Origin of the sequence: Alistipes sp. Marseille-P5061, from assembly GCF_900290115.1 — a bacterium.
GTDB lineage: Bacteria > Bacteroidota > Bacteroidia > Bacteroidales > Rikenellaceae > Alistipes > Alistipes excrementigallinarum.
In genome coordinates this window covers 229,770-252,203 of record NZ_LT985750.1, presented here as the reverse complement: position 1 = coordinate 252,203, position 22,434 = coordinate 229,770, and the positions used below count along the sequence as shown (strand labels likewise).

17 protein-coding genes are annotated in these 22,434 nt (G+C 67.2%); all 17 read right to left on the bottom strand.

The genetic code is table 11. The annotated features are described in order from the left end of the window. Positions 1-151: 151 nt before the first annotated feature. On the bottom strand, positions 152-1,684 hold the full coding sequence (gene ftsA, locus C8267_RS07990) for a cell division protein FtsA (RefSeq protein WP_106634298.1): 1,533 nt from the start codon (positions 1,682-1,684) through the stop codon (positions 152-154). A 55-nt stretch (positions 1,685-1,739) separates the two neighbouring features. After that, positions 1,740-2,840 (bottom strand): hypothetical protein, encoded by a 1,101-nt coding sequence (locus C8267_RS07985; RefSeq protein ID WP_106634297.1) that lies wholly within the window; start codon positions 2,838-2,840, stop codon positions 1,740-1,742. Positions 2,841-3,019: 179 nt separating this feature from the next. Beyond that, positions 3,020-4,402, bottom strand: coding sequence for a UDP-N-acetylmuramate--L-alanine ligase (murC, locus tag C8267_RS07980; protein WP_087359619.1), 1,383 nt, complete (start codon positions 4,400-4,402; stop codon positions 3,020-3,022). 90 nt (positions 4,403-4,492) lie between these two features. Next, on the bottom strand, positions 4,493-5,599 hold the full coding sequence (gene murG, locus C8267_RS07975) for an undecaprenyldiphospho-muramoylpentapeptide beta-N-acetylglucosaminyltransferase (RefSeq protein ID WP_106634296.1): 1,107 nt from the start codon (positions 5,597-5,599) through the stop codon (positions 4,493-4,495). 182 nt (positions 5,600-5,781) lie between these two features. Next, complete coding sequence (locus C8267_RS07970; RefSeq protein WP_106634295.1) at positions 5,782-7,323, bottom strand: YifB family Mg chelatase-like AAA ATPase; 1,542 nt, start codon at positions 7,321-7,323, stop codon at positions 5,782-5,784. A gap of 29 nt (positions 7,324-7,352) precedes the next feature. Next, positions 7,353-8,921 carry a replicative DNA helicase gene (gene dnaB / locus C8267_RS07965; RefSeq protein WP_106634294.1) on the bottom strand — a complete coding sequence of 523 codons (1,569 nt, stop codon included), beginning with the start codon at positions 8,919-8,921 and terminating at the stop codon, positions 7,353-7,355. Between the two features lie 230 nt (positions 8,922-9,151). After that, positions 9,152-9,874 carry a ComF family protein gene (locus C8267_RS07960; protein ID WP_106634293.1) on the bottom strand — a complete coding sequence of 241 codons (723 nt, stop codon included), beginning with the start codon at positions 9,872-9,874 and terminating at the stop codon, positions 9,152-9,154. Continuing rightward, positions 9,858-12,395 (bottom strand): replication restart helicase PriA, encoded by a 2,538-nt coding sequence (gene priA, locus C8267_RS07955; protein WP_234025735.1) that lies wholly within the window; start codon positions 12,393-12,395, stop codon positions 9,858-9,860. The genes C8267_RS07960 and priA overlap by 17 nt, the downstream gene beginning before the upstream one ends. Before the next feature lie 271 nt (positions 12,396-12,666). Beyond that, on the bottom strand, positions 12,667-13,560 hold the full coding sequence (locus tag C8267_RS07950) for a YitT family protein (RefSeq protein ID WP_106634292.1): 894 nt from the start codon (positions 13,558-13,560) through the stop codon (positions 12,667-12,669). 13 nt (positions 13,561-13,573) lie between these two features. Further along, the gene (locus tag C8267_RS07945) at positions 13,574-14,572 is read right to left on the bottom strand and encodes a TIGR01212 family radical SAM protein (RefSeq protein WP_087362521.1); all 999 of its coding nucleotides are present in this window, start codon (positions 14,570-14,572) and stop codon (positions 13,574-13,576) included. 4 nt (positions 14,573-14,576) lie between these two features. Continuing rightward, the gene (locus C8267_RS07940; protein WP_106634291.1) at positions 14,577-16,115 is read right to left on the bottom strand and encodes a DNA/RNA non-specific endonuclease; all 1,539 of its coding nucleotides are present in this window, start codon (positions 16,113-16,115) and stop codon (positions 14,577-14,579) included. A 290-nt stretch (positions 16,116-16,405) separates the two neighbouring features. Beyond that, a complete protein-coding gene (gene dtd / locus C8267_RS07935) occupies positions 16,406-16,858 on the bottom strand; it encodes a D-aminoacyl-tRNA deacylase (protein ID WP_087362519.1) in 453 nt (150 codons plus the stop codon). A gap of 9 nt (positions 16,859-16,867) precedes the next feature. Then, positions 16,868-17,566, bottom strand: coding sequence for an RluA family pseudouridine synthase (locus C8267_RS07930; protein ID WP_087362518.1), 699 nt, complete (start codon positions 17,564-17,566; stop codon positions 16,868-16,870). Between the two features lie 7 nt (positions 17,567-17,573). Continuing rightward, positions 17,574-18,035, bottom strand: a complete 462-nt coding sequence (locus tag C8267_RS07925; RefSeq protein ID WP_087362517.1) for a cytidine deaminase — start codon at positions 18,033-18,035, stop codon at positions 17,574-17,576. A gap of 347 nt (positions 18,036-18,382) precedes the next feature. Beyond that, entirely contained in the window at positions 18,383-19,078 is a 696-nt protein-coding gene (locus tag C8267_RS07920) for an SIMPL domain-containing protein (RefSeq protein WP_087362516.1), read from the bottom strand. Positions 19,079-19,375: 297 nt separating this feature from the next. After that, positions 19,376-20,785, bottom strand: a complete 1,410-nt coding sequence (gene rlmD, locus C8267_RS07915) for a 23S rRNA (uracil(1939)-C(5))-methyltransferase RlmD (protein ID WP_087362515.1) — start codon at positions 20,783-20,785, stop codon at positions 19,376-19,378. Between the two features lie 82 nt (positions 20,786-20,867). After that, positions 20,868-22,088, bottom strand: a complete 1,221-nt coding sequence (locus C8267_RS07910; RefSeq protein WP_234025734.1) for a hypothetical protein — start codon at positions 22,086-22,088, stop codon at positions 20,868-20,870. Positions 22,089-22,434 lie beyond the last annotated feature (346 nt).

Here is a 22,434-nt window from a genome sequence, read left to right as displayed (position 1 = left end):
CTCCGCCGCCTTATCTACACTGCACTTCCCCGGATGCTTCCCGGCTTCGTCGCTCCCGGCTCCCGCGCTCAGGCACCACCCTCTCTGCGGCTCACCCGACACGCTCCGGTCACATCGTCTTATCCACGCCGGTACCCTCCGCACGCGGGCGTCAGATATCCTCGTCCTCGGGGCCGCCGAAGCTCTCGTTGATTTTCTTGAGCGCTCCCTGCAGCAGCGAGCCCAGACCGCCGCGGCGGCGACGGGGTTCCTGCTGCGGCTCCTCCTCGTCGTAACGGGGCTGCTGCGGCTCGGTCTCGGCCGGTGCAGGCTCCGCCGCAACGGAGTGCGATGCAGACTGCGGCGCATGGTAGGGATGCGGCTCGGCGTGGGGCACCTGGGGCTGCGGCGCCGGCTGCGGCCGCGGCATGGTGCGCAGCGGCTGCCGGGCCGAGGGCTCGGTGCGGGGCGCCGCCGCTTCGGAAGAGGCTGCGGGCTGAGGCTGAGGCTGCGGTGCGGTGCGGTACGACGCCGGCATCTCGACCACGGCGCAGGCGCCCGTCTGGGAGCCCTTGAGCAGAATGCCCACGGCCGTCGAGAAGGCCGGGTCGGCCACATGCTCCTTCGATTCGGCGGTGATGCCCGCCTCGGGCAGCGCGACGCGCACATCCATCCGCGTGACGCGGCGGAAGAGCTCGTCGAGGTCCTTGAGCCGGGCCGAACCGCCCGTCAGGACGATGCCGCAGGCCAGGCGGTCGGCATAACCCGAGTCCTTGATTTCCTGGGCAACGAACTCAGCAATATCGGTAGCGCGCGCCTCGATGACCGTAGCCAGGTTGCGCAGCAGAATATCCTTCGCGTCGCGGGCCGTGCGGCCGTTCACGCGGACGAGCTTGTCTTCGGGCGCCAGTTCGGCCACCGCCGAGCCGTAGCGCAGCTTGAGGCTCTCGACCAGCCGCTCGGGGACACCCATCGTCCGGATGTCGCGGTTGATGGCCGTAGCACCCATCGGGATGCAAGCGATGTAGCGCACCACGTTGTGGTAGTAGACCGTCACATCGGTCACGCCGCCGCCCACGTCGACCACCGCCACGCCCTCCTCCTTCTCCTCGGGGGTGAGCACCGCTTCGGGGGTGACCAGCGCATTGGAGAAGACACCCGCCATGCGGATGCCCAGACGCTTGAGCGCCATGTCGAGCCGCTGCATGGGGGTCTTCAGGCAGAGGATGAAGTTGAACGTCGACGAGAGCTTGCGTCCGAACGACCCCACGGGGTTCTTCACCTCCTGGTTGTCGTCGACCACGTAGTTCTGGGGCACACGCTCCATGATGGTCTCGTCGTCGGGCGCCTGGACGTTGCGCATGCGGTCGAAGAGCGCCTCGACGTCGCGCTGGCAGACGCCGTTCTGGGGGTCGAGGACAAAGACGTGGTCCGTATGGCGCGCACAGCGCACGAAGTCGCCCGAGAGGCCCGCATAGGCTTCGCTGATGCGGAGCCCCAGGCGCGCCTCGACCTCCGAGACCGCCTCGCGGATGGCATTGCTCACCAGTTCGATATTCTCGATTTTACCGGCCCTGACCCCTTCGACGGGTTTCGACACGACGCACTCCACGTCGAGCGCGCCTTCGGCATTGCGGCTGCCGACGGTGACCACGACGTTCGACGTACCCAAATCGACAGCGACCGTATAACTCTTCCTTTCCACGTTTATTTATCCAAATATAGTTATCTCCCTCATGTGCGGAGCGCGTCGCCGGCCGCTACTTCCGGCAGACCACGCGACCCCTGTACTGGACACTCACCGTTGCGAACTCGTCCCAACCGAGCCGGCCCAGTCCGCGGCGGTAGAAATCCGCAAGCAGGTCGAACTTCTCGTCGACCCGCTCGATGCGCCCGAAGAGAATCCGAAAGCGGCCGCTGCGCGGGATGAGCTCCACCTCCAATGCGCCGCTGGGGGCCGTGTGGGCCACAATCTGAACCACCTCCGACCTCCAGAAATCATCCTCTTCGAGGAACTCTACAAAGGTAAGGAGTTTCGTGAAATCTTCGTAGCTTTTCTCCAACTTTTTTTGTTTGCGGCGCTCGGCCTCCTGACGTGCCGCAACGGCCTCAATCCCCTCCTGCACAAGGCGTGCCTCGTAGCGGTAGCTGCGCCGCAAATCGGCCTTGTGGCTGCGCAGCTTCTCGACCCGCTCTTCGAACTCCTTTTCGCTCTCGAAGCGCCACCAGCGCCGCTTGATGCGCTTGCGGCGCAGCGCGCGGATGTTCTCGTCGTTCTGCAGCTCGCGGCGGAAGTAGGGGTACTTCTCGCGCTCGAGCTCCTCGATGCGGCGGTCAATCTCCTCGATGCGGCCGTCGACATAGTCGCGCACCGGTCCCGAATAGGAGGCGGGGAAGGGCGGGCGGTAGCTGCCCGTCACCACCGGCACGTAGAGCGACGAGGAGCGCGGCGCGGCGAAGGCGAAGCCCTCCTGCGTGACGTAGGAGTTCCAGCCGTCGGTCAGAATCCGCAGCAGCGGGCGCCGCTGGCGGATGTCGACGTGCAGCGTTCCGTCGTAGCGGACGTAGGCGTCGACGCGGCTCACGAAGCCGTTGTCGGCAATCAGCCGCTCGATGCCGCGTAGGTCCACCTCGCCGACCTTCGCGCCGACGGTCTTCAGGCCGCTGCGGCCAATCCACGAGCGGACCTGCGCCGTCGAGACCAGATGGCCCTGCGAGGTGCTGTCGCGCACGTCGACCACCAGCCGCGTCACCTCGCGCGCGACGCGCTGGCGGTGCGCCGCCGCGGCCGACCAGATGACGTATCCGGCGACTGCTGCCCACAGAAGGGCTGCTGTCAGGTATTTGAGCGGGCGGGACATCGTGTGTCGGCTCTCTTCTTTACGGGTTGTTTATCGGTTATGGTCTCTTGTCTAAGGGCGGACCCGCCGGGCGCACTTATCGGGTGCACTTGTCGGGGGCATTCCGCGGGGGCGTTCGTCGGGTGTCCGGGCCTTTTTTCTCCTCCTCCCCCGGCCGGGCGGACCCGGGGCAGGGCCTTTCAGGCCTTGGGGCGCAGGGCCTCGGCGATGGCCTCGCAGCAGGCGTCGATGTTGCCCGCACCGAAGCTCACCACCACGTCGGTATCCATCGCGGCGACGGTCCGCGCCAGCTCGCTGCGCTCGACAATGCGGCAGGGCACCGTCACGCGCTCGGCAATCAGCTCGCTCGTCACGCCGGGAATCGGCTCCTCGCGGGCCGGGTAAATCGGCAGCAGCACCACCTCGTCGGCATGCGACAGCGCCTCGGCGAACTCGACGTAGAAGTCGCGCGTACGGGTGTAGAGGTGGGGCTGGAAGAGCGCCGTCACCCTCCGTCCGGGGAACATCTGCCGCACGGAGGTGAGCGTTGCGGCCAGCTCGCGCGGATGGTGGGCGTAGTCGTCCATGTAGACCTGGCGCGGCGTGTTGATGTAGAACTCGAAACGGCGCTTCACCCCCGAGAACGATGCGAGCGCCTCACGCACCCGTGCGGCGTCGAGGCTCTGCCCCTCGTGGTGCGCGGCGCACCAGACCGCGGCGACGGCCGCCACCGAATTCTCGATGTTGACCCACCCCGGCACGCCAAGCGTGCACTGCTCGACCACGCCGTCGGGCGTCACCACGTCGTAGCTGTAGTGGCCGCCGCCGATGAGGCGGATGTTGCGGGCGTAGAAATCGCACGGCGTATCGTAGGCGTAGCGGTAGACCGTGATGTCGGGGTTGTCGAGCAGGATGTCGACCCCCTGCTTGATGACGAGGCTCCCGCCCGGCCGAATCTGACGGACGAACTGCGAGAAGGCCTCCTTGACGGCCTCGTGCGTGCCATAGATGTCGAGGTGGTCGGCATCGGCCGAGGTGACCACCGCCACGTCGGGCCACAACCGCAGGAACGAGCGGTCGAACTCGTCGGCCTCGACCGCCAGGCGCGGCCCGTCGCCCAGCACGAGGTTGCCGTCGAAATTCTTCGAGATGCCCCCCAGGAAGGCGCTGCCGCCCCCCGTCAGGTGACGGTTGAGCCATGCGACGAGCGTCGTGGTGGTCGTCTTGCCGTGGGTGCCCGCCACGGCCATCACATACTTGCCCTGCGTCAGATGGCCCAGCATCTGCGAACGCTTCTCGATGCGGAAGCCGTGGTCGGCGAAGTAGCGCAGCTCGGCGTGGTCGGCCGGGATGGCCGGCGTGTAGACCACCATCGTCCGCTCGGGACGGAGGAACTCGGCGGGAATCGCCCGCACGTCCTCCTCGTAGTGAATCAGCGCGCCCTCTTCGGCAAGACGGCGCGTGAGGGGCGACTCCGTGCGGTCGTAACCCGCCACGCGCTTCCCCTCGTGGATGAAGTAACGGGCCAGGGCGCTCATGCCGATGCCCCCGATGCCCAGAAAATAGATGTTGTCGAACTCCATAGTCTCTCTTATCATTTCAACGTGCGTCACCCGTGGTCCGGGTGCGGCACCCTCCTTATACGGGCGCGTCACCCTCCTTGTGCGGGCCCGCTACCGCTTCATCACCCGCACGATTTCATCGACGATGCGCTCGGCCGCGTCGGGACGGGCCAGTGCCTCGATGTTGCGGCTCATGCGCCGCAGCGCCTCCTCGTCGGCCAGCAGCTCCAGCGCGCGGGGCATCGCCTCGGTGCGGCAGACGGCGTCGGGGACGAGCAGCGCGGCCCCTTTGTCGGCCAGCGCGCGGGCATTCTTCGTCTGATGGTCCTCGGCCACGTTGGGCGAGGGGACGAAGAGGACGGGCTTGGCCACCAGGCAGAGCTCCGAGACGGTGCAGGCGCCGCTGCGCGAGATGACCAGGTCGGCCGCCGCATAGGCATAGTCCATCCGCTCGATGAAGGCCCCCTGCCAGATGCCCCGTACGGGGTGAGCCGCCAGGAAGGCCTGCATCTCACGCTCGTAGTACTTGCCCGTCTGCCAGATGACCTGAACCGGGGCCTCGCCCCCGCCGAGCGAGAGCAGCCACGTCTTCATCATCTCGTTCAGGGAGCGCGTGCCGAGCGAGCCGCCGACAACCAGCACCACCTTGCGCCCGGGCGTGAAGCCGAAGTAGTCGAGCGCCTCCGCACGCGGCGTGCCGCTCTTCGAGAAGCGGCCGCGGAGCGGGTTGCCCGTCAGGACGATTTTCTCTTTGGGGAAGAAGCGCTCCATCCCCTCATAGGCGGTGCAGATGCGGCAGGCGCCCCGCGCCAGAATCTTGTTCGTCACGCCGGCATAGGAGTTCTGCTCCTGGATGACGGTGGGCACCCCCATGCGCTGGGCGGCCCACAGCACCGGTGCGCTCGCATAGCCGCCGAAGCCCACCACCATGTCGGCCCCGAAGGAGCGGATGACGTTGCGGGCCTGGCGGATGCTCCGCAGCACCTTGAAGGGGACCAGCAGGTTGCGCCACTCCAGACGGCGCTGCAGCCCGGCAATCGGCAGCCCGACGATGCGGTAGCCCAGCGCCGGGACCTTCTCCATCTCCATCTTGCCCTCGGCGCCGACGAAGAGCAGTTCGACCTCCTCGCCGAAGCGGCGCCGGAGCGCCTCGGCCACGGCCACGGCGGGATAGATATGGCCCCCCGTGCCGCCGCCCGAAAGAATAATGCGTTCCATCGTATTGCGTTTGCTGCCGCCGTCAGAGGCCCCGAGGGACCTCCGGCAGCGGCATGTTCCATTGTTTTTGTTCCGTTCCTCACGCCGGGCATGCGGATGATCCGGCGCCATTTCAAACTACTCCGGCCCAGGGTTCCCGGGTTGCCCCGCTTCGTGGTGGCTCCCTCTTCGCCCCCCGAGGGCTACCGTCCCCAGCTTTCGCGGTCGAGCGAGCGGTAGTTGATGGCCTCGGCCACATGGGCGGCCGAAATCCGCTCCTCGCCGGCCAGGTCGGCAATCGTCCGCGCCACCTTCAGAATCCGGTCGTAGGCGCGGGCCGAGAGTCCGAGCCGCTCCATGGCCCGCAGCAGCAGCGCCTCGGCCGCCGCGTCGAGCGGGCAGAAGGCGCGCAGCATGGCGGAGGTCATCATCGCGTTGGTGTAGAGCCCCTCGATGCCGCGGAAGCGCTCCCGCTGGAGGCTGCGCGCACGGATGACCCGCTCGCGGATGACGGCGCTCCGCTCGCCGGGGGCGGCCGAAGCCAGCTCGCCGGGGGCGACGGGCGTCACCTCGATGTGGAGGTCGATGCGGTCGAGCAGCGGCCCCGAGATGCGCCCCATGTAGCGGTGCACGGCCCCCGGCGCACAGGTGCACTCCTTGGTCGGGTGGTTGTAGTAGCCGCACGGACAGGGGTTCATCGCCGCCACGAGGGTGAAGTTGGCGGGGTACTCCACGCTGTACTTCGCCCGCGAGACGACAATCCGCTTCTCCTCGAGCGGCTGGCGCAGCACCTCGAGGACGCTGCGTCCGAACTCGGGCAGCTCGTCGAGGAAGAGCACGCCGTTGTGGGCCAGCGAGACCTCGCCCGGGCGGGGCGACTGTCCACCGCCGATGAGCGCCACCTGCGACGTGAGGTGGTGCGGCGCCCGGAAGGGGCGGTGGGTCAGCAGTCCGCCCGAGACCCCCTCCTTGCCCGCCACGGAGTGGATTTTGGTGGTCTCCAACGCCTCCTCGCGCGAGAGGGGCGGGAGGATGGTCGGCATGCGCCGCGCGAGCATCGTCTTGCCCGAGCCGGGCGAGCCGATGAGCAGCACGTTGTGGCCGCCCGCCGCGGCGATTTCGAGTGCCCGCTTGGCATGGGCCTGCCCCCGGACGTCGGCGAAGTCCTCGTCGAAGCGCCCCGCCTCCCGGTCGAACTCCCTCACCGGAAGCGGCTCGGCGGGGGCTATCTCCTCCTCGCCGGCCAGATAGGCGAGCGTCTGGCGGAGCGACTCCACGCCGATGACCTCAATCCCCTCGACGACGGCCGCCTCGGCCACGTTGGCACGGGGCAGCACGATGCGCGCCAGCCCCTCGGCACGCGCCCGGAGCGCCAGCGGCAGGACGCCCCGCACGGGCATCACCGTACCGTCGAGCGACAGCTCGCCCGCGAACATCGCCCCCTGCAGCCGCTCGGGCGCGATGCGCTGCATGGCCGCAAGAATCCCCACGGCGATGGGCAAATCGAAGCCGGCACCCTCCTTGCGCAGGTCGGCCGGGGCGAGGTTGACCACCACCTTGCGGCCCGGGAAGCGCTCGCCCGAGTTCTCGAAGGCGGCGCGGATGCGCTGCTCGCTCTCCTTGACGGCGTTGTCGGGCAGCCCCACCAGGTAGAGGCCCAGCCCGCCCCCGGCGATGTTGACCTCGACGGCCACCGTCACGGCGTCGATTCCCACGATTGCTCCCGAATAGGTCCGGACAAACATAGCGCTTCGTTTTTCAGAGGGTCAGCCTATCAGAAGGGGGCCTCGTCGCCGAGCGACGTCGAGGCGTTGATATCGAACTCGCCGCCGCCGGGCGCAGCACCCAGACCGCCGCCCGGAACGCCGCCCACGGGGGCGTTCGAGCCGCTCGCATAGTCGTCGTAGGCCTGCTGGCTCTCGGCCGCCTGCCCCGGCGGGAGCATCGAGTCCTCCATGTCGGCGAAGCGCGCCTGCTCCTTGAGGAAGCGGAGCTTGACGTCGCACACGGCGCCGTTGCGGTGCTTGGCCAGGATGATTTCGGCCAGACCGGCCGTCGGCATGCCGTTCTCGTCCTGGTTGATGCCGTAGTACTCCGGACGGTGGATGAAGGCGACGATGTCGGCGTCCTGCTCGATGGCACCCGACTCGCGCAGGTCCGAGAGCTGGGGGCGCTTCGAGCCGCCGCGCATCTCGGTGGCGCGGCTCAGCTGCGACAGGGCGATAATCGGCACGTTGAGCTCCTTGGCGATGGCCTTGAGCGTACGCGAGATGAAGGCCACCTCCTGCTCGCGGTTGCCCTTCGTATCCTGGTTGCCGGTCATCAGCTGGAGGTAGTCGATGATGATAATCTTGATGTCGTTGTGAATCTTCAGACGGCGCGCCTTCGAGCGGAACTCGAAGACCGAGAGCGCCGGCGTGTCGTCGATGTAGAGCGGGGCCGAGCCGAGCGGCTTGGTGGCCGATTCGAGGTGGCGCCACTGCTCGGGGGTCAGGCGGCCCGACTTCACGTCGTTGCCGTTGAGTCCCGTCTCGGCGATAATCAGACGCATCATCAGCTGCACGGCCGACATTTCGAGCGAGAAGAAGGCCACCCCCTGTTCGTAGTCGACGGCCATGTTGCGGGCCATCGAGAGGACGAAGGCCGTCTTACCCATCGAGGGGCGGGCCGCCACGATGATGAGGTCCGAGAGCTGCCAGCCCAGCGTCACGCGGTCGATGGCCATGAAGCCCGACGGCACGCCGTTGTAGGCGCTCGTATTCTTCGAAGCCTCCTCAATCTGCATCAGGGCGCGCGCCAGAATGTCCTTCGACGACTGGACCGAGCGCTTGACGTGGCCCTCGGAGACCTTGAAAATCTCCCCCTCGGCAAAGCCGATGAGCTCCGTCACGTCGGTCGACTCGTCGTACGAGCGGCGCTGAATCTCCGTGGCCGAGCGAATCAGCTCGCGCTGGACATACTTCTGGGCGATGATTTTGGCGTGGAACTCGACGTTGGCCGCCGAGCCCACCTTCTGGGTGAGCTGGGCCAGGTAGGCGGCGCCGCCCACCTTCTTGAGCTCCTTCTTGGCCTTGAGCCGCTCGGTGACCGTATAGAGGTCAATGGGCTTGAGCTCCATCGAGAGCTCCTCGATGGCCTTGTAGATGAGGCGGTGCTCCTCGGTGTAGAAGGCTTCGGGAGTGATGAACTCCTGCACGGTGATGATGCTGTCCTTCTCGAGCATCAGCGCGCCGAGGACCGCCTCCTCCAGCTCGACGGCCTGGGGAGGTACGTTGCCCGCACCCTCGGTCAGGGCCTCGAAGGCCTCGCGGTTGCGGTTCGAAGGGGTATAATCTTTCGCCATGATGTGCGGTAGTGGGAAGTGGGGGTCAATACGTCCTGTTCAACGCCCCAAAAGTAACGATTCGGGCCGAAAATTCAAAACGGAGGAGCGGATGTTTTTCCCCGGCGGGGCGGTACGCGAAGGCGTTACGGCGCTGAATCTCACCCGGTTGCGGGCGGCAGAGGCCTCCGGCGGCAAAAAGGGGCGGAAAAGGGAGGTGGCGGATGTCGCGGAGAATGTCGCGGCGGGCGTCAGTCGCGGATGCCCAGCTCGTGGTGCGAGACGGCGAGCGCCGCCACGCTCAGGCGGCAGTCGGGCACCGCCTGCAGAATCGCCCCGCCGCACGAGATGACCGTATTGCCCGTCGTGAAGACGTCGTCGACCAGCAGCACGTGGCGGCCGGCCAGCGCCTCGGGACGGCGGACGGCAAAGGCGTCGCGGACATTCTCGTAGCGTTCGCGGCGGGGTTGGAGGGCCTGGCTGGCCGTATTGCGGCAGCGGATGACGCTGCGGCGGTCGACGCCGACGCCCAGTTCGCGGGCGATGCCCTCGGCGATGTACTCCGACTGGTTGTACCCGCGCCGCATCCGCTTGAAGGGGTGCAGCGGCAGGGGTACGACCACCTCGACGTCGTCGTAGAGGCCGCTTTCACGCAGGCAGCGGCCATACCAGCGCCCCATCTCGTAGGCCAGGCGCCACGCGCTGCGGTACTTGAACGAACGGATGAGCTCGCGCCAGCCGCTGCCGCGGCGGTAGTAGATGAATCCCGAGGCGCGCTCGACGGGGAGCAGCCCCCAGAAGCGGCGGAAGAGCGGATTGTCGGCCTCGCGCCAGAAGCCCGTCAGCGGGGCCGCGGCGCGGCAGTGGGTGCAGACCGTCCGCTCGCCGGCGGTCATCATGCGGCCGCAGACGGGGCAGCGGGGCGGGAAGAGCAGCGCCCAGACATCGCCGAGCAGCTCACTGAGGGTCGACATCGCACTGAAGGTTTATCCGGCGGAACTCCTCCCCGGCGGCGAAGGCATCGAGCACCTCGCGCAGCACCTCGCGGGCGCGGGTGAACGAGGCGCCGCTCTCGACCTTGAGCAGCACGCCGGCCAGATATTCGCCGCGGATGCGGTCGACGGGGGGCGTCATGGGGCCCAGCACCCGGCGGCCGAAACGGCTGCGGAGCGCCTCGGCCAGCGCCCGCGCGCCGCGGTGCAGCAGCTCGGGGTCGCGGTTGCGGAGCGTCAGCGCCACCAGACGGGCGTAGGGCGGGTAGAAGAAGGTGTGCCGCTCGGCAAGCTGCTGGCGGGCCATTGCCTCGTAGTCCGAGGCGGCCACCTGGCGGATGACGGGCGACGCGGGGTCGGAGGTCTGGATGATGACCTCGCCCGGCACGGCGCGGCGCCCGGCGCGGCCGGCCACCTGCGTCATGAGCTGGAAGGCCCGCTCGGCGGCCCGGAAGTCGGGGCTGTTGACCAGATTGTCGGCATTGAGGATGCCCACGAGCGAGACCCCTTCGAAGTCGAACCCCTTCGAAATCATCTGCGTGCCGACCAGAATGTCCGTGTCGTGGCGGGCAAAGCCGGCGACGATGCTCCGGAAGGCGCGCTCCGAGGTGACGCTGTCACGGTCGAGCCGCGCCACGCGCGCCCTGGGGAAGAGGCGGGCAATCTCCTCCTCGACCTTCTCGGTGCCGAAGCCGCGCAGCGCCAGGTCGGTCACCCGACATGCGGGGCACTTCACCGGCACGGCCTCCGTATGGCCGCAGTAGTGGCAGACGAGGCGCTCGGAGGAGCCTCCCCGGTGGTAGGTCAGCGTCACGTTGCAGTTGGGGCAGCGGGCCGTCCACCCGCACTCGGGGCACTCGACGTAGGGCGAGAAGCCGCGCCGGTTCTGGAAGAGCATCACCTGCTCGCCCCTGTCGAGCCGCTCGCCGATGGCGTCGAGCAGCTGTTTGTTGAAGTGCGCCTTGCGCTCGCCCCGCTTGACGGCGCGCAGCGTGTCGGAGATGACGATGCGGGGCGGGCGCGCCTCGCCGTAGCGCTCCCCGAGCACGACCTTGCCGTACTTGCCCCGCGCAGCGTTGAGCCACGTCTCGAGCGAAGGGGTGGCGCTTCCCAGCAGCACATGCCCCCCGAAGAGGCTGGCCGCCACCACGGCGCAGTCGCGGGCATTGTAGCGCGGCGCCGGGTCGGACTGCTTGTAGCTCGTGTCGTGCTCCTCGTCGACGACCACCAGCCGCAGCCGCCGCAGCGGCAGGAAGAGCGCCGAGCGGGCCCCCACGACGAACTCGCCCCCCTCGGAGCGGCAGAGGCGCAGGTAGGTCTCCGTGCGGGCGCGCTCCGTAAGGCGCGAGTGGTAGACCGTCACGCGGCTGCCGAAGATACGCTCCATGCGCTCGACCAGCTGCGCCGTGAGGGCAATCTCGGGGACGAGCAGCAGCACGTCGTCGCCGCGGCGCAGCGTCTCGGCAATCAGATGGATGTAGATTTCGGTCTTGCCCGACCCCGTGACGCCGTGCAGCAGCACGCCTGTCCGGGAGGCGAAGAGCTCGCGGATTTGGGTCAGGCAGCGCCCCTGGGCGGGCGAGAGGGTCGGCAGGCGGAAGCGCACGTCCTGCGCCGCGCCCGGCTGTCGCTCGCGCTCCTCCGCGCGGATGACCCCCTTGCGTTCGAGCTGGTGGAGCACCGGCCGCTCGGCCGCCAGCAGGCGGCGGAGAATGGCTCCCGCCAGAGCCTCGGGCGGCAGCGGCGCCGCCAGAAGGGCCTCCGCATCGCAAGAGGCGGAGAGGGAGGCGTCGGAAGCGGAGGTGCCACCCTCGGAGGGGGCATCGGAGGAGGATTCGGAGGGGTCGCCGGAGGTAGGAGCCGAAGCGGCATCAGCCGCCATGGGGGCCGTGTCGGAGGGTGTGCCGGCGGCCTCCGGAACGACATCGGAGCAGGTGGCATCGGAGCAGGCGGCGGTCGTCGCCAGAGCATTGTCGGAGGCGGGTGTGCCGGCGGCATTTTGGGGGTCGGGCAGCAGCGCCGCGACGATTTCGAGCAGCGCCTCGTACTGGCGCGGGGCGCGGCGGCCCAGCTTCTCGAAGAGCTCGTGGAGGCGCTCCTCCGAGCGGAACTCCTCGCGGAGCGAGAACCAGGTCTCGCTGCGGGGACGGAACTCCCCGGCGGCGAACTCCTCCTCGGAGCTGCCGCTCGGCTTCATCAGGGCGGGGAGCGCCACGCGCATCACCTCGCCCAGCGAGCACATGTAGTAGGAGGCGACCCATTCCCAGAAGCGGCGCTGCTCCTCGCCGAGCAGCTGGACACCGTACAAGGGGCGCAGCACGGGCTTAATGCGCCGGAAGTCGGGACGGCGGTCGTGCAGCCGCCAGACGATGCCCGTATAGTAGCGGTTGGCGCCGAACTGGACCAGGACGGCCTGCCCTTCGGCGAGGGTCATCCCCTCGGGAACGGCGAAGGTGTAGGCGGGTTGCGCCAGCGGAAGGACGATATCGGCAAACCGGGACACGGAATGTTCAGCAAAAGGTTATGGTAACAGCAAAAGCAAAGCTCCGCGAAGCGGGGCGCGGCGTCGTGCGACGCACCAGCTGCGGAGCATGGGTTGCAACGGGCAGCGGCAGTCGGCGGAAGGGGTTATCGTCCGGGCTGCGGGCAGCGGCGGGCCAACGCCCGAACCGACGGCACGGTGCGCAGAGCCTCCCGACTCTCGGTCTCGCGACCTCCGGCCCCTTCGGTCTCAGCCTCTCAGCCCCCTCGGCTTCACACCTCCCGGCCCTCGGTCAGAGTTTGTTGAGCGCCTCGAAGCCCTTGCCGTAGACGCCCATCACCGAACCAACGGTCATGAAGGCGTCGGGGTCGATGGTCTTGGCGAACTTCAGAATCATGGAGGTCTCGCGCTTGCGGCAGACCACCATCACCACCTTGGACTTCTCCTTGGAGTACCACCCCTCGGAGTCGATGAGCGTCACGCCGCGGTGAATGTTGTTGGCGATTGCGTCGGCCATCTTCTCGTAGTCGTGCGTCACGATGAGCACCTGGCTCGACTGCTGGTTGCCCGCCATAATCATGTCGACCGTATAGCCGACGACGGCCGTCATCACGTAACCGTAAATCACCGTGTCGATGTGGAAGCCCACGAGCATCGACGAGCCGATGATGACGAAGTCCGAAAAGATGAGGATTTTGCCGTAGCTGACCGTCCGGTACTTGTTGATGATCATCGCCACGATGTCCGTGCCGCCCGTCGAGCCGCCCTGCGCGAAGCAGAGCGCGATGCCGATGCCGGCCAGGATACCGCCCAGAATCACCGCCAGAATGCGCTCCAGATGGAGGAAGTCACCCTCGGGCAGCACGTCCTGCCAGAAGTTCATGCCCAGCGAGATGACCACCACGCAGAAAATCGTCTTCACGCCGAAGTTCCACCCCACGATGAAGCCCGCGATAAGCAGCAGCACGGCATTGAGGATGAAGACCATCGTACCAATCTGGATGTGGAAGCCCACCTGCTCGAGCGCATGGCACAGCACCAGCGACAGACCGGCCGCGCCGCCGCCCACGCCACGGGCCGGCATGATGCAGCCAATCCAGCCGAACGAGTAGAGCATCATGCCGAGGGCCATCAGAAAGTATTCCTTGACATGGAGCAGGAGATTTTCGATACGCAGGGTTTTCATGGCGGGTAGTTTTTTAAGGGTTGCGGGAAGGGTGCGCAGAGACATCCCCGGCAGCCCGTTCTTCCTGCAAAGATATAAAAATTTCGCCTTGATATGCATCGAGCTCCTCCAATCTTTTTTCGAGCATCGTCCAGAGTGTTTCGTTGCGCACGAGTCCCCATCCGGGGCCGTAGTGGTAGCGCGGAGGAGCCTCGCCGGCAAAGCGTTCGACCACCAGGTCGGGCCGCAGGCGGCGCAGCACCTCGACGAAGAGGTCGATGTACTGCCCGGGGGTCCAGAAGCGGAAGCGCGTCGGGTCGGCGTCGTACTCGGCGGCCAGGGCCGTGCCGCGGAAGAGCTGCAGCTGGTGGAACTTGACCGTCGTGAGCGGCAGCGAGTTGATGGTCCCGACCTGGCGGAGCAGCATCTCGTCGCTCTCGCCCGGGAGCCCGAGGATGAAGTGCGCCCCGACGTGGAGCCCCCGCCGGGCGGTGAGCTCCACGGCACGGCGGGCGCAGGCGAAGTCGTGGCCGCGGCGGACAGCGCGCAGCGTCTCGTCCGAGGTTGACTCGATGCCGTACTCGACGGCCACGTAGCGGTCGCGCGCCACCTCGGCCAGCAGGTCAAGCTTCTCCTCGTCGATGCAGTCGGGACGCGTCCCCACGACGATGCCCGCCACCTGCGGGTGGGCCAGCGCCTCGCCGTAGAGCGCCCGGAGCCGCTCGAGCGGCGCATAGGTGTTCGAGTAGGACTGGAAGTAGACCAGGTAGCGCCCCGCCGAGCGGTAGCGCCGGGCGTGGAAGGCGATGCCCTCGTCGATTTGCTGCGTGATGCTCTTCGCGGAACGGCAGTACGAAGGGGTGAACGCTCCGTTGTCACAGAACGTACACCCCCCGCGTCCGAGCGTTCCGTCGCGGTTGGGGCAGGTGAAGCCCGCATCGACGGAGAGTTTCTGGACCCGCCCGCCGAAGAGCCGGCGGAAGTAGCCCGCATAGGAGTTGAACCTGCGGTCGTCTCCCCAGGGATAGGTCATGGCGTCAGAGCCCCCAGTCCGAGGGGTTGTAGGTATCCTTCGGTGCATTGGGCACGTTGGGGAAGTAGTCGAAGCCGGTGAGCTGCTCGAGCTCACGCACCGAAATCATGTCCTTCGCCGAAACCGCCTTGCCCTTGAGGTTGTTGTTGTGGCAGCGTACGAAGACGGCGCACATCAGCTCGTCGGCCGAACACTCGACCACCGACTTTTTCGTATTTCCCGACTTGGTCCGCAGCACGGCGATGTAGAACATCGTGGGGCAGGAGACGTCGTCACGGTCGCCGAACGAGATTTTCTTCGGCGAGGCGGAGTTGCCGTAGCGGTCCGTATACTTCTCGAAGTAGGTACCGATGACCAGGTAGGTCGTATCGGCGCAGACCTTCGTGTCAATCCAGTCCTCGAGGATGTTCCAGCCACCGCCGCCGGTGTTGAAGCCGCTCGAGTACTGCGGCGCGATGTTCGAGTAGTAGAAGACCTGGCGGTTGACGCTGCTCGTGCAGGTGCGCTCGGCCGAGCCGAGCATGTGGCCCTTGTTGCAGCCGCCGCCCGTCGACTTGCTGTAGTACTGGATGTCGGCGGGGATGTCCGGGTCGGCCTTGTAGGCGTTGGTACGGTTGGCCGAACCTTCGTAGGACTCGTGACGCGGGGCGGCGACCCACACCGGGCAGTGGTGCTCGGCGCTGAAGCAGACCGTATAGTTGCGCGCCTTGTCGCCGCGGGAGGTCTTCAGGTCGGGACAGAGGTGGTAGGCATAGTAGTAGTCGCTGTTCGAGTCATCCTCGGCCAACAGCTCGGGCCAACCCGAGAACTTGGCCGCCGAGCCTCCGCCCGTGCTCTGCGCCGAGGTGGTGAACGACGCCTCCTGGCTGCGGTACTCGCGGCCGGCAACCACCACATAGGCCGCCGCAAGGTACTCGGTGGAGGCCGCAAGCCCCTCGAGCCGGCATGCGACGGGCGAAGCGACGCCGGCTGCGGCAACCTTCTGCTCGGCCGTGCTGCCCGAGGTGTGGTAGTAGAATCCGGCCTCGCTGACCGACTCCGTACCCGCGTAGGTGTAGGTGCAGCTCAGCTGCGCCGACGAGGAGCCTACCTCCGTGAAGGAGGGGGTTCCGAAGCGGGGCTCCTCGGCCTGGGGGTCGTCCGGGTCGGGGTCGTCGCTCGGCGTGCCGGTGGTCCGGAAGGTGACCACGGGCGAGTTGTAGCGCATGCCGCCCGCCTCGACGTAGCAGTAGAATTCATATTCGGAGCCCGACTTCAGACCGTCGAGCTGCAACACCACGTGTGTCTGGTCCCACTCGTCGCCCGGGGTGGCCACATAGCTCTCCGAGCCTCCGGCGGGCCGGCAGGCAAAGCCGGCAGCCTTCACCTGCCCCACGCTGGCGCCGTCGTAACGGCCGTAGAGCAGGGCTCCGTTGTCGCCCGTGTCCGAAACGAAGACCGCCTGGAAGGGCGGGTCGAGTCGGGGCTCCGAGCTCTCCTTGTCGCTGCACGACATTGCGGCCCACGCCAGCACGGCCACAAACAGGGTAAAAAATCTCTTCATCGCAAATGTTTAACGGTTAATGGTTTTCGATATTCGTGACATGTGTCGTATTGTCGTATTGTCGTCTTGTTGTCTTGTCGTTTGTCGCCGTGCCGTTCCGAGCGCCCGACGTCCCGCCGCCTCACACCGGCAGGGGGGGGGCATTCCCGGCTTTTCCAACATCCCCGGCACTTTCCGGCAGCGTTCCAGGCGTCTCCTTTCGGGTTCCGGCTTCCCCGCCGCCTCCGCACTCCTGCATGCAAAGCGTTCCGAGGTCTTTCTGCGCACGCCCCGCGCTCCTCTCCGCACGGCTACTCCCGCCGGCGGGAGTCCATCCAGATGGTCACCGGACCGTCGTTGACCAGCGCCACCTGCATGTCGGCGCCGAACACTCCGGTGGCCACCCGTCGGCCCGTCAGCGCCTCGACCGCCGCCACAAAGCGCTCATAGAGCGGCCGCGAGACAGGCTCGGGGGCTGCCGCGATGTAGGAGGGGCGGTTTCCCTTGCGCGTCGAGGCCATGAGCGTAAACTGGCTGACGACCATGATGTCGCCGCCCGCCTGCCCCACGTCGAGGTTCATCACCCCACGCTCGTCGTCGAAAATCCGCAGCCGCACCACCTTTCCGGCCAGGTATTCGATATCCTCCGCCCCGTCGTCGGCCGTGATGCCCACAAGGAGCAGCAGCCCCGCCCCGATGGAGGAGTGCAGCTGCCCGTCGATGGTGACCGAGGCGCTGCGGACGCGTTGAATCAGTACTCTCATGGCTGCGGGTCAATCGTCGGGGTGAAGCTCTTCGAAGTAGCGCCACAGGTTGTCGCCTGCCGGCACGGGGGCCGTCACGACGAGCTCCTCGTGACGCACCGGGTGCTCGAAGGCGACGCGCCGCGAGTGGAGCGAGATGCCGCCGTCGGGATTCGAGCGGCGGGCGCCGTACTTCAGGTCGCCGCGAATCGGACAGCCGATTTTGGCAAGCTGTGCCCGAATCTGGTGGTGGCGGCCCGTCAGCAGCTCGACCTCGACGAGCGTATAATGGGTTCCCCGGCCGAGGGTCCGGTAGCGCAGGAGCGCCTCCTTGCTCTCGGGCTTCGGGGCGTCGTAGGCCCGCGAGCGGTTGTTGCGGGCGTCGCGCACGATGTAGTGGTGCAGCTCCCCCTCTTCGGGCGAGGGGGTCTGCTCGGTGAGCGCCCAGTAGCTCTTGCGGATGCGTCCCTGGCGGAGCATCTCGTTGAGCCGCGTGAGGGCCTTGGAGCTCTTGGCGAAGAGCACCGCGCCGCTTACCGGGCGGTCGATGCGGTGGACCACACCCAGAAAGACGGCGCCGGGCTTGGCGTCGCGCACCTTGAGGTAGGCCTTGATTTGGTCCTCGAGCGCACTCTCGCCCGAAGGGTCGGGCTGCACCAGGTCGCCGCAATGCTTGTTGACCACCAGCAGGTGGTTGTCTTCGTAGAGGATATCTTCGGGTCGGAACATGCCGCAATCAGGATTTCAGCGAAAAGGTGAAGGGGAGCAGCAGCGCGGCCGATTCGACGACCGAAGCCGTGCCGCCGCCGCTCATGATGACGCGCATGGGGCTCTGCTGCCGGCGTTCGACGTCGACCATCACCTGGCGGCACTGCCCGCAGGGGTAGCACTCGCGCTCCGAGGGGCGGGAGGCGATGGCCAGCGACTCGATGGGGTCGTCGGCATAGTTGGCCTCGGCGTAGAACATCAGCGAACGTTCGGCACAGAGTCCGGCGGGGTAGACCTCGCTTTCGAAGTTGCTGCCGTAGAGAATCCGGCCGCTGCGCAGCCGTGCGGCGGCGCCGACGCGGAATTCCGAATAGGGGGCATGGGCATTGGCCGTAGCCCGCTCGGCTTCGCGGACCAGCTGCCGGTCGGCCTCGGGCATCGCCTCGAGCGAGGCGTAGTGCTCGTAATTGAAACGGAACTGCTTTTCCATAACTCCTTTCGATTAAGGTGTGAACTACAAAGGTATGAAAAAAATCGGGTTATCTGCAAATTTTTCCGCTGCGGGACAGCACGGCGGAGCGCTCCCCGCCCGGAAAGGGGCGTCCCACCGCCGGAGCGGCCCGAACCGGGCACAAAAAAGCGTCCGCCCAGCCGCCGGAGCAGTCCGGAACGGACACAAAAAAACGTCCGCCCCGCCGCCGGAACGGTCCGGAACGGGCACAAAAAAAACGCCCCTGCCGCCGCGGGAGGCAACTCCCGGGCCCGGAGGGGCGCATACCTGTCGCGAAGAGCCCTTCGCGCAGTCTGTCCGAAAGACAGCGGGCGACTTTCAGGCCTCTATTCGAGGACGAACTTCGCCTGGACGCTGTAGTCGAGCTTGATGGTCCGGAATTCGAGCGGCTCCTCGACGAACGAGGCATCCGAAGCCTCCTCGGAGACCTTCAGCCCGCGCGCCAGCATCATCCCGTTGGCATAGAGGGCGGGCATCACGTCGCTGTTCGAGTCGTAGATGTAGAAGCACTTGCCCACCCTCTGGCCGATGGCGCCGGCCAGCGACTCGGCGCTCTCGCGGGCATTGCGGATGGCCTCCAGACGCACCTGCTCCTTGTACTGGTCGAGCTTCGAGTGGCTCACGCGCAGCAACGAGACGTTCGAGATGCCCAGCGCGTCGAGCGCCTGCCAGACGCGGGCCACCTCCTCGGCCGAGAAGAGCTTGAGCTGGTATTTGGCCGTCGAGAGCGTGCTCTTCTTCTTGAAGAATTCACTCGAGAGGTTGGACATCTTGAGCTGTTCGGAGACGTTGACCCCCTGCTTCTTGAGCGTCGAGATGAGGTCGCGCTGCTGGCTCTCGACCGAGATTTTACCCTTCGAGTCGCGCTCGTCGATGACAATCGAGAGGTAGAATTCGTCGGGGGTGAGCTCCTGCTCGGCCCTGCCCGTCACCTGGATGTAGCTGGGATAGGCTTCGGCATTCTGTGCCGCCGCGGGGAGCGCCATCAGGGCGACCGCCGCCATCAGAATCAACTTTTTCATCGTATGGGGTTTTAAGGTTTCTCGTACTCATAGAACGTCGGCTCCCCTCCCGATATTGTACGGCCGCCTTTTTCCGGGACGTACCAGAGGCCCGCCCGCCGCCGCAAAAAGCCTCAGCCGCCGCAAAACGGCAGAAACACCGGCCCCGAACCGCAAGGAAGCAGTCCACCGGACCGCCCCCGCGAAAAGCCGCGGCCCGGTCCTCGCAAAGCCGCAGAAGCGCCGGCCTCGCGCCGCAAGGCAGCAATCGACCGGCCCGTCCCCCGCGAAAAGCCGCGGCCTCGCCACCGCACTACCCTACCGCCGCACGAGCTTCACGACGTTCTCGACGTGGTGCGTATGGGGGAACATGTCGACCGGCTGCACCGCCTCGACGCGGTAGGCGCCGTCGAGCAGCGCCAGGTCGCGCGCCTGCGTGGCGGGGTTGCAGCTCACGTAGACAATCCGCCGGGGCGCCGCACGCAGGATGACCTCCAGCACCGGCTCGTCGACCCCGGCACGCGGCGGGTCGAGGATGATGACGTCGGGGCGTCCGTTGGCCGCAACGAAGGCGTCGTCGAGCACCTCCTTCATGTCGCCCGCATAGAAGCGCGTGTTGGTGATGCCGTTGAGCGCCGAGTTGAGCTTCGCATCCTCAATCGCCTCGGGAACATACTCCACGCCCACCACCTGTCGGCAGCGCGCGGCGCAGAAGTTGGCGATGGTGCCCGTCCCGGTGTAGAGGTCGTAGAGCACCTCGTCGCCGCCGAGCTGGGCGAAGTCGCGGGCCACGCGGTAGAGCTCCAGGGCCTGCTGCGAATTGGTCTGGTAGAAGGATTTGGGGCCCACCTTGAAGCGCAGCCCCTCCATCTGCTCGATGATGTGGTCCTTGCCCCGGTAGCAGACCGGCTGCAGGTCGCCCACCGAGTCGTTCCACTTGGTGTTGACCACGTAGAAGAGCGACGTGATGGCGGGGAAGGCGGCGGCAAGGTGGTCGAGCAGCGCCTCGATGCGCGGCATGTCCTCCTGGCCGAAGACCACGATGACCATCACCTCGCCCGTCGAGGCCGTACGGATGATCATGTTGCGCATCAGGCCGCTGTGCTCGCGGGCGTTGTGGAACGTATAGCCGTGCTCCACGCAGAAGCGCTTCGCCTCGAGGCGGATGGCGTTCGAGGGCTCGGGCTGGAGCCAGCAGCGGTGGATGTCGAGCACCTTGTCGAACATGCCCGGGATGTGGAAGCCCACGGCGGGCGAGGCGTCGAGCTCCGCACCGGAGGCCACCTCCTCGTAGGTGAGCCAGCGGCGGTCGGCGAAGGTGAATTCGAGCTTGTTGCGGTAGAACTGCGTGCGGGCCGACCCCAGGCAGGGGGCAATCTCGGGCAGTTCGACCTTGCCGATGCGCGTGAGCTGGTCGCGCACCTGCTCGCGCTTGAAGCGCAGCTGCTCGTCGTAGGGCAGGTTCTGCCACTTGCAGCCGCCGCAGACACCGAAGTGTTCGCAGAAGGGCTCCACACGCAGCGGCGAGCGGCGCACGTAGCGGACCACGTAACCCTCCATGTAGCGGCGGCGCTTGGTCCGAATCTGGACGTCGACCACGTCGCCCGGTACGGTCATCGGGACGAAGACCACCTGTTCGTTCCAGCGCCCCATCGCCTTGCCTTCGGCGGCGAGCGTCGTTATTTCGAGTCCCTCGAGCAGAGGGTAATCGGCTTTTTTGCGTGCCATAAGGTCTCTTTTTCGCTGTTGTTCGGGAGACAAAGGTAGGGATAATTCGCCGTTCGACGGCCAAAACGGGCGATTATTTCATTCACCGGGATTCACCGGGGCCGCTTCGACCCTCGTCCGGGGAGCCGCCGCCCTGCTCCGGAGCCGAATCGTCCCCCGACGGGGCCTTCTGCCGGCCGCTCTGCCGGCGGGCGCGCAGGCCGCCCAGCCAGAAGCCCACCAGGAAGGGGAGGCCGAGCAGCACCACCAGCGCCGCCACCACATAGAAGAGCAGCCGTCCAATCACCGCCGGGATGCGCTCCAGGGCATGCTGCACCGCCTCGTCGGCCGCCTGCTGCACCTGTCCGACGAGCGCCTCGCGTTCGGTCGAGACGTAGTGCTGAATCTCGACCCGCTGCCGGTCGAGGTCGTCGAAGGCCGAGGCCATGCTCGAGTCGATGGCGCCGATGAGCTGCCCGGCCTGGAGGTTCAACTCCTCCAGCAGCTGCTCCGAGAGGCCGGGCAGATGCTCGGCCACGGCCACCAGCCGGCCGAAGTTGCGTTCGAGCGAGTCGAGCTGCCCCTCGACGCGGCTGCGCAGGCTGTCCTGCTGCATGCGGATTTCGAGCATCTGGCGCGACCACCCCACGCTGTTGGCCAGCTGCCGGGTCTGGCTCCCCACGCGGTCGCTCACGTCGGCCATCACCTCCGAGATGCTCCCCGTGGCGTAGCTCGGTTCGCGGCCGTTGGCGCGCAGGAACTCGAACCAGGCCAGCAGCGTGTTGGGCGCCGCCGCCCCGTCGTCGTCGGGACGGGGGTGCGCCGCGACGTACTCCCCGACGAAGCGCTCCATGAGCCGCTGCCGGTCGGCGGGGAGCAGCTGCTCCGAGAGCCGCGCTACGCGCCGCTCGAAGCGGGCGGCCGCCTCGCGCGCAATGGAGCTCTCCGCCCCGAAGAGCAGCGAGTCGGGCAGCTGCGCGAAGGCCTCGTTCATGCGGCGGCAGAGAATCCACGTGTCAGCCAGCGCCACCTCGGGGTCGGACTGCATGGCCGCCTCGACGGCCGCCCGCGTGGCGCGGATTTTCCAGCGGATGGCCGCCAGCTGCGTCGCAGCGCGGGGCGAGGCGGCAACCACGGAGTCGGCCGCCGCCGCGATGCCCGACGAGAGGTCGTAGTAGAAGCCCCGCGTCATGGTGCGCAGACGCAGCGTCTCGTCGGGCAGCGGGTCACCCGACGAGACCGAGACCTTGAGCAGCGAGCACCCCGTCGCCGCAAGGGCGCAGGCCCACACCAGCAGGCCGCGCCAAAGGAGGGATTGTTTCATATTCTGTTCCGAAGATGCAAACGTCGGGCCGGGACGCACGGCGCCCGCGCGAAGTTGCAGGCGGAAAGATACGAAAAATTCCGCTCCCCGCCCCGCCTCCGGCCGCTTTCTTCGCCCCGCTCCGACAGCGGCCCCTTCTCCGCCCGGTCACAGACAGCCCTCCGACCGACTACCCCGGACCATCCGACCGGCCGCGGCCAACCCTCCTTCCTCCTGCCGACGACCCGCCGTCGCCCGCTCGCAAAGCTCCGGCCGGCCACCCTCCGCCCGACCTTCCGCCGCCCCGCTGCCAGCCACCGACCCTCTGCGGCCCTGCTGCCAGCCGCAGACCCTTCTCCGTCCCGCT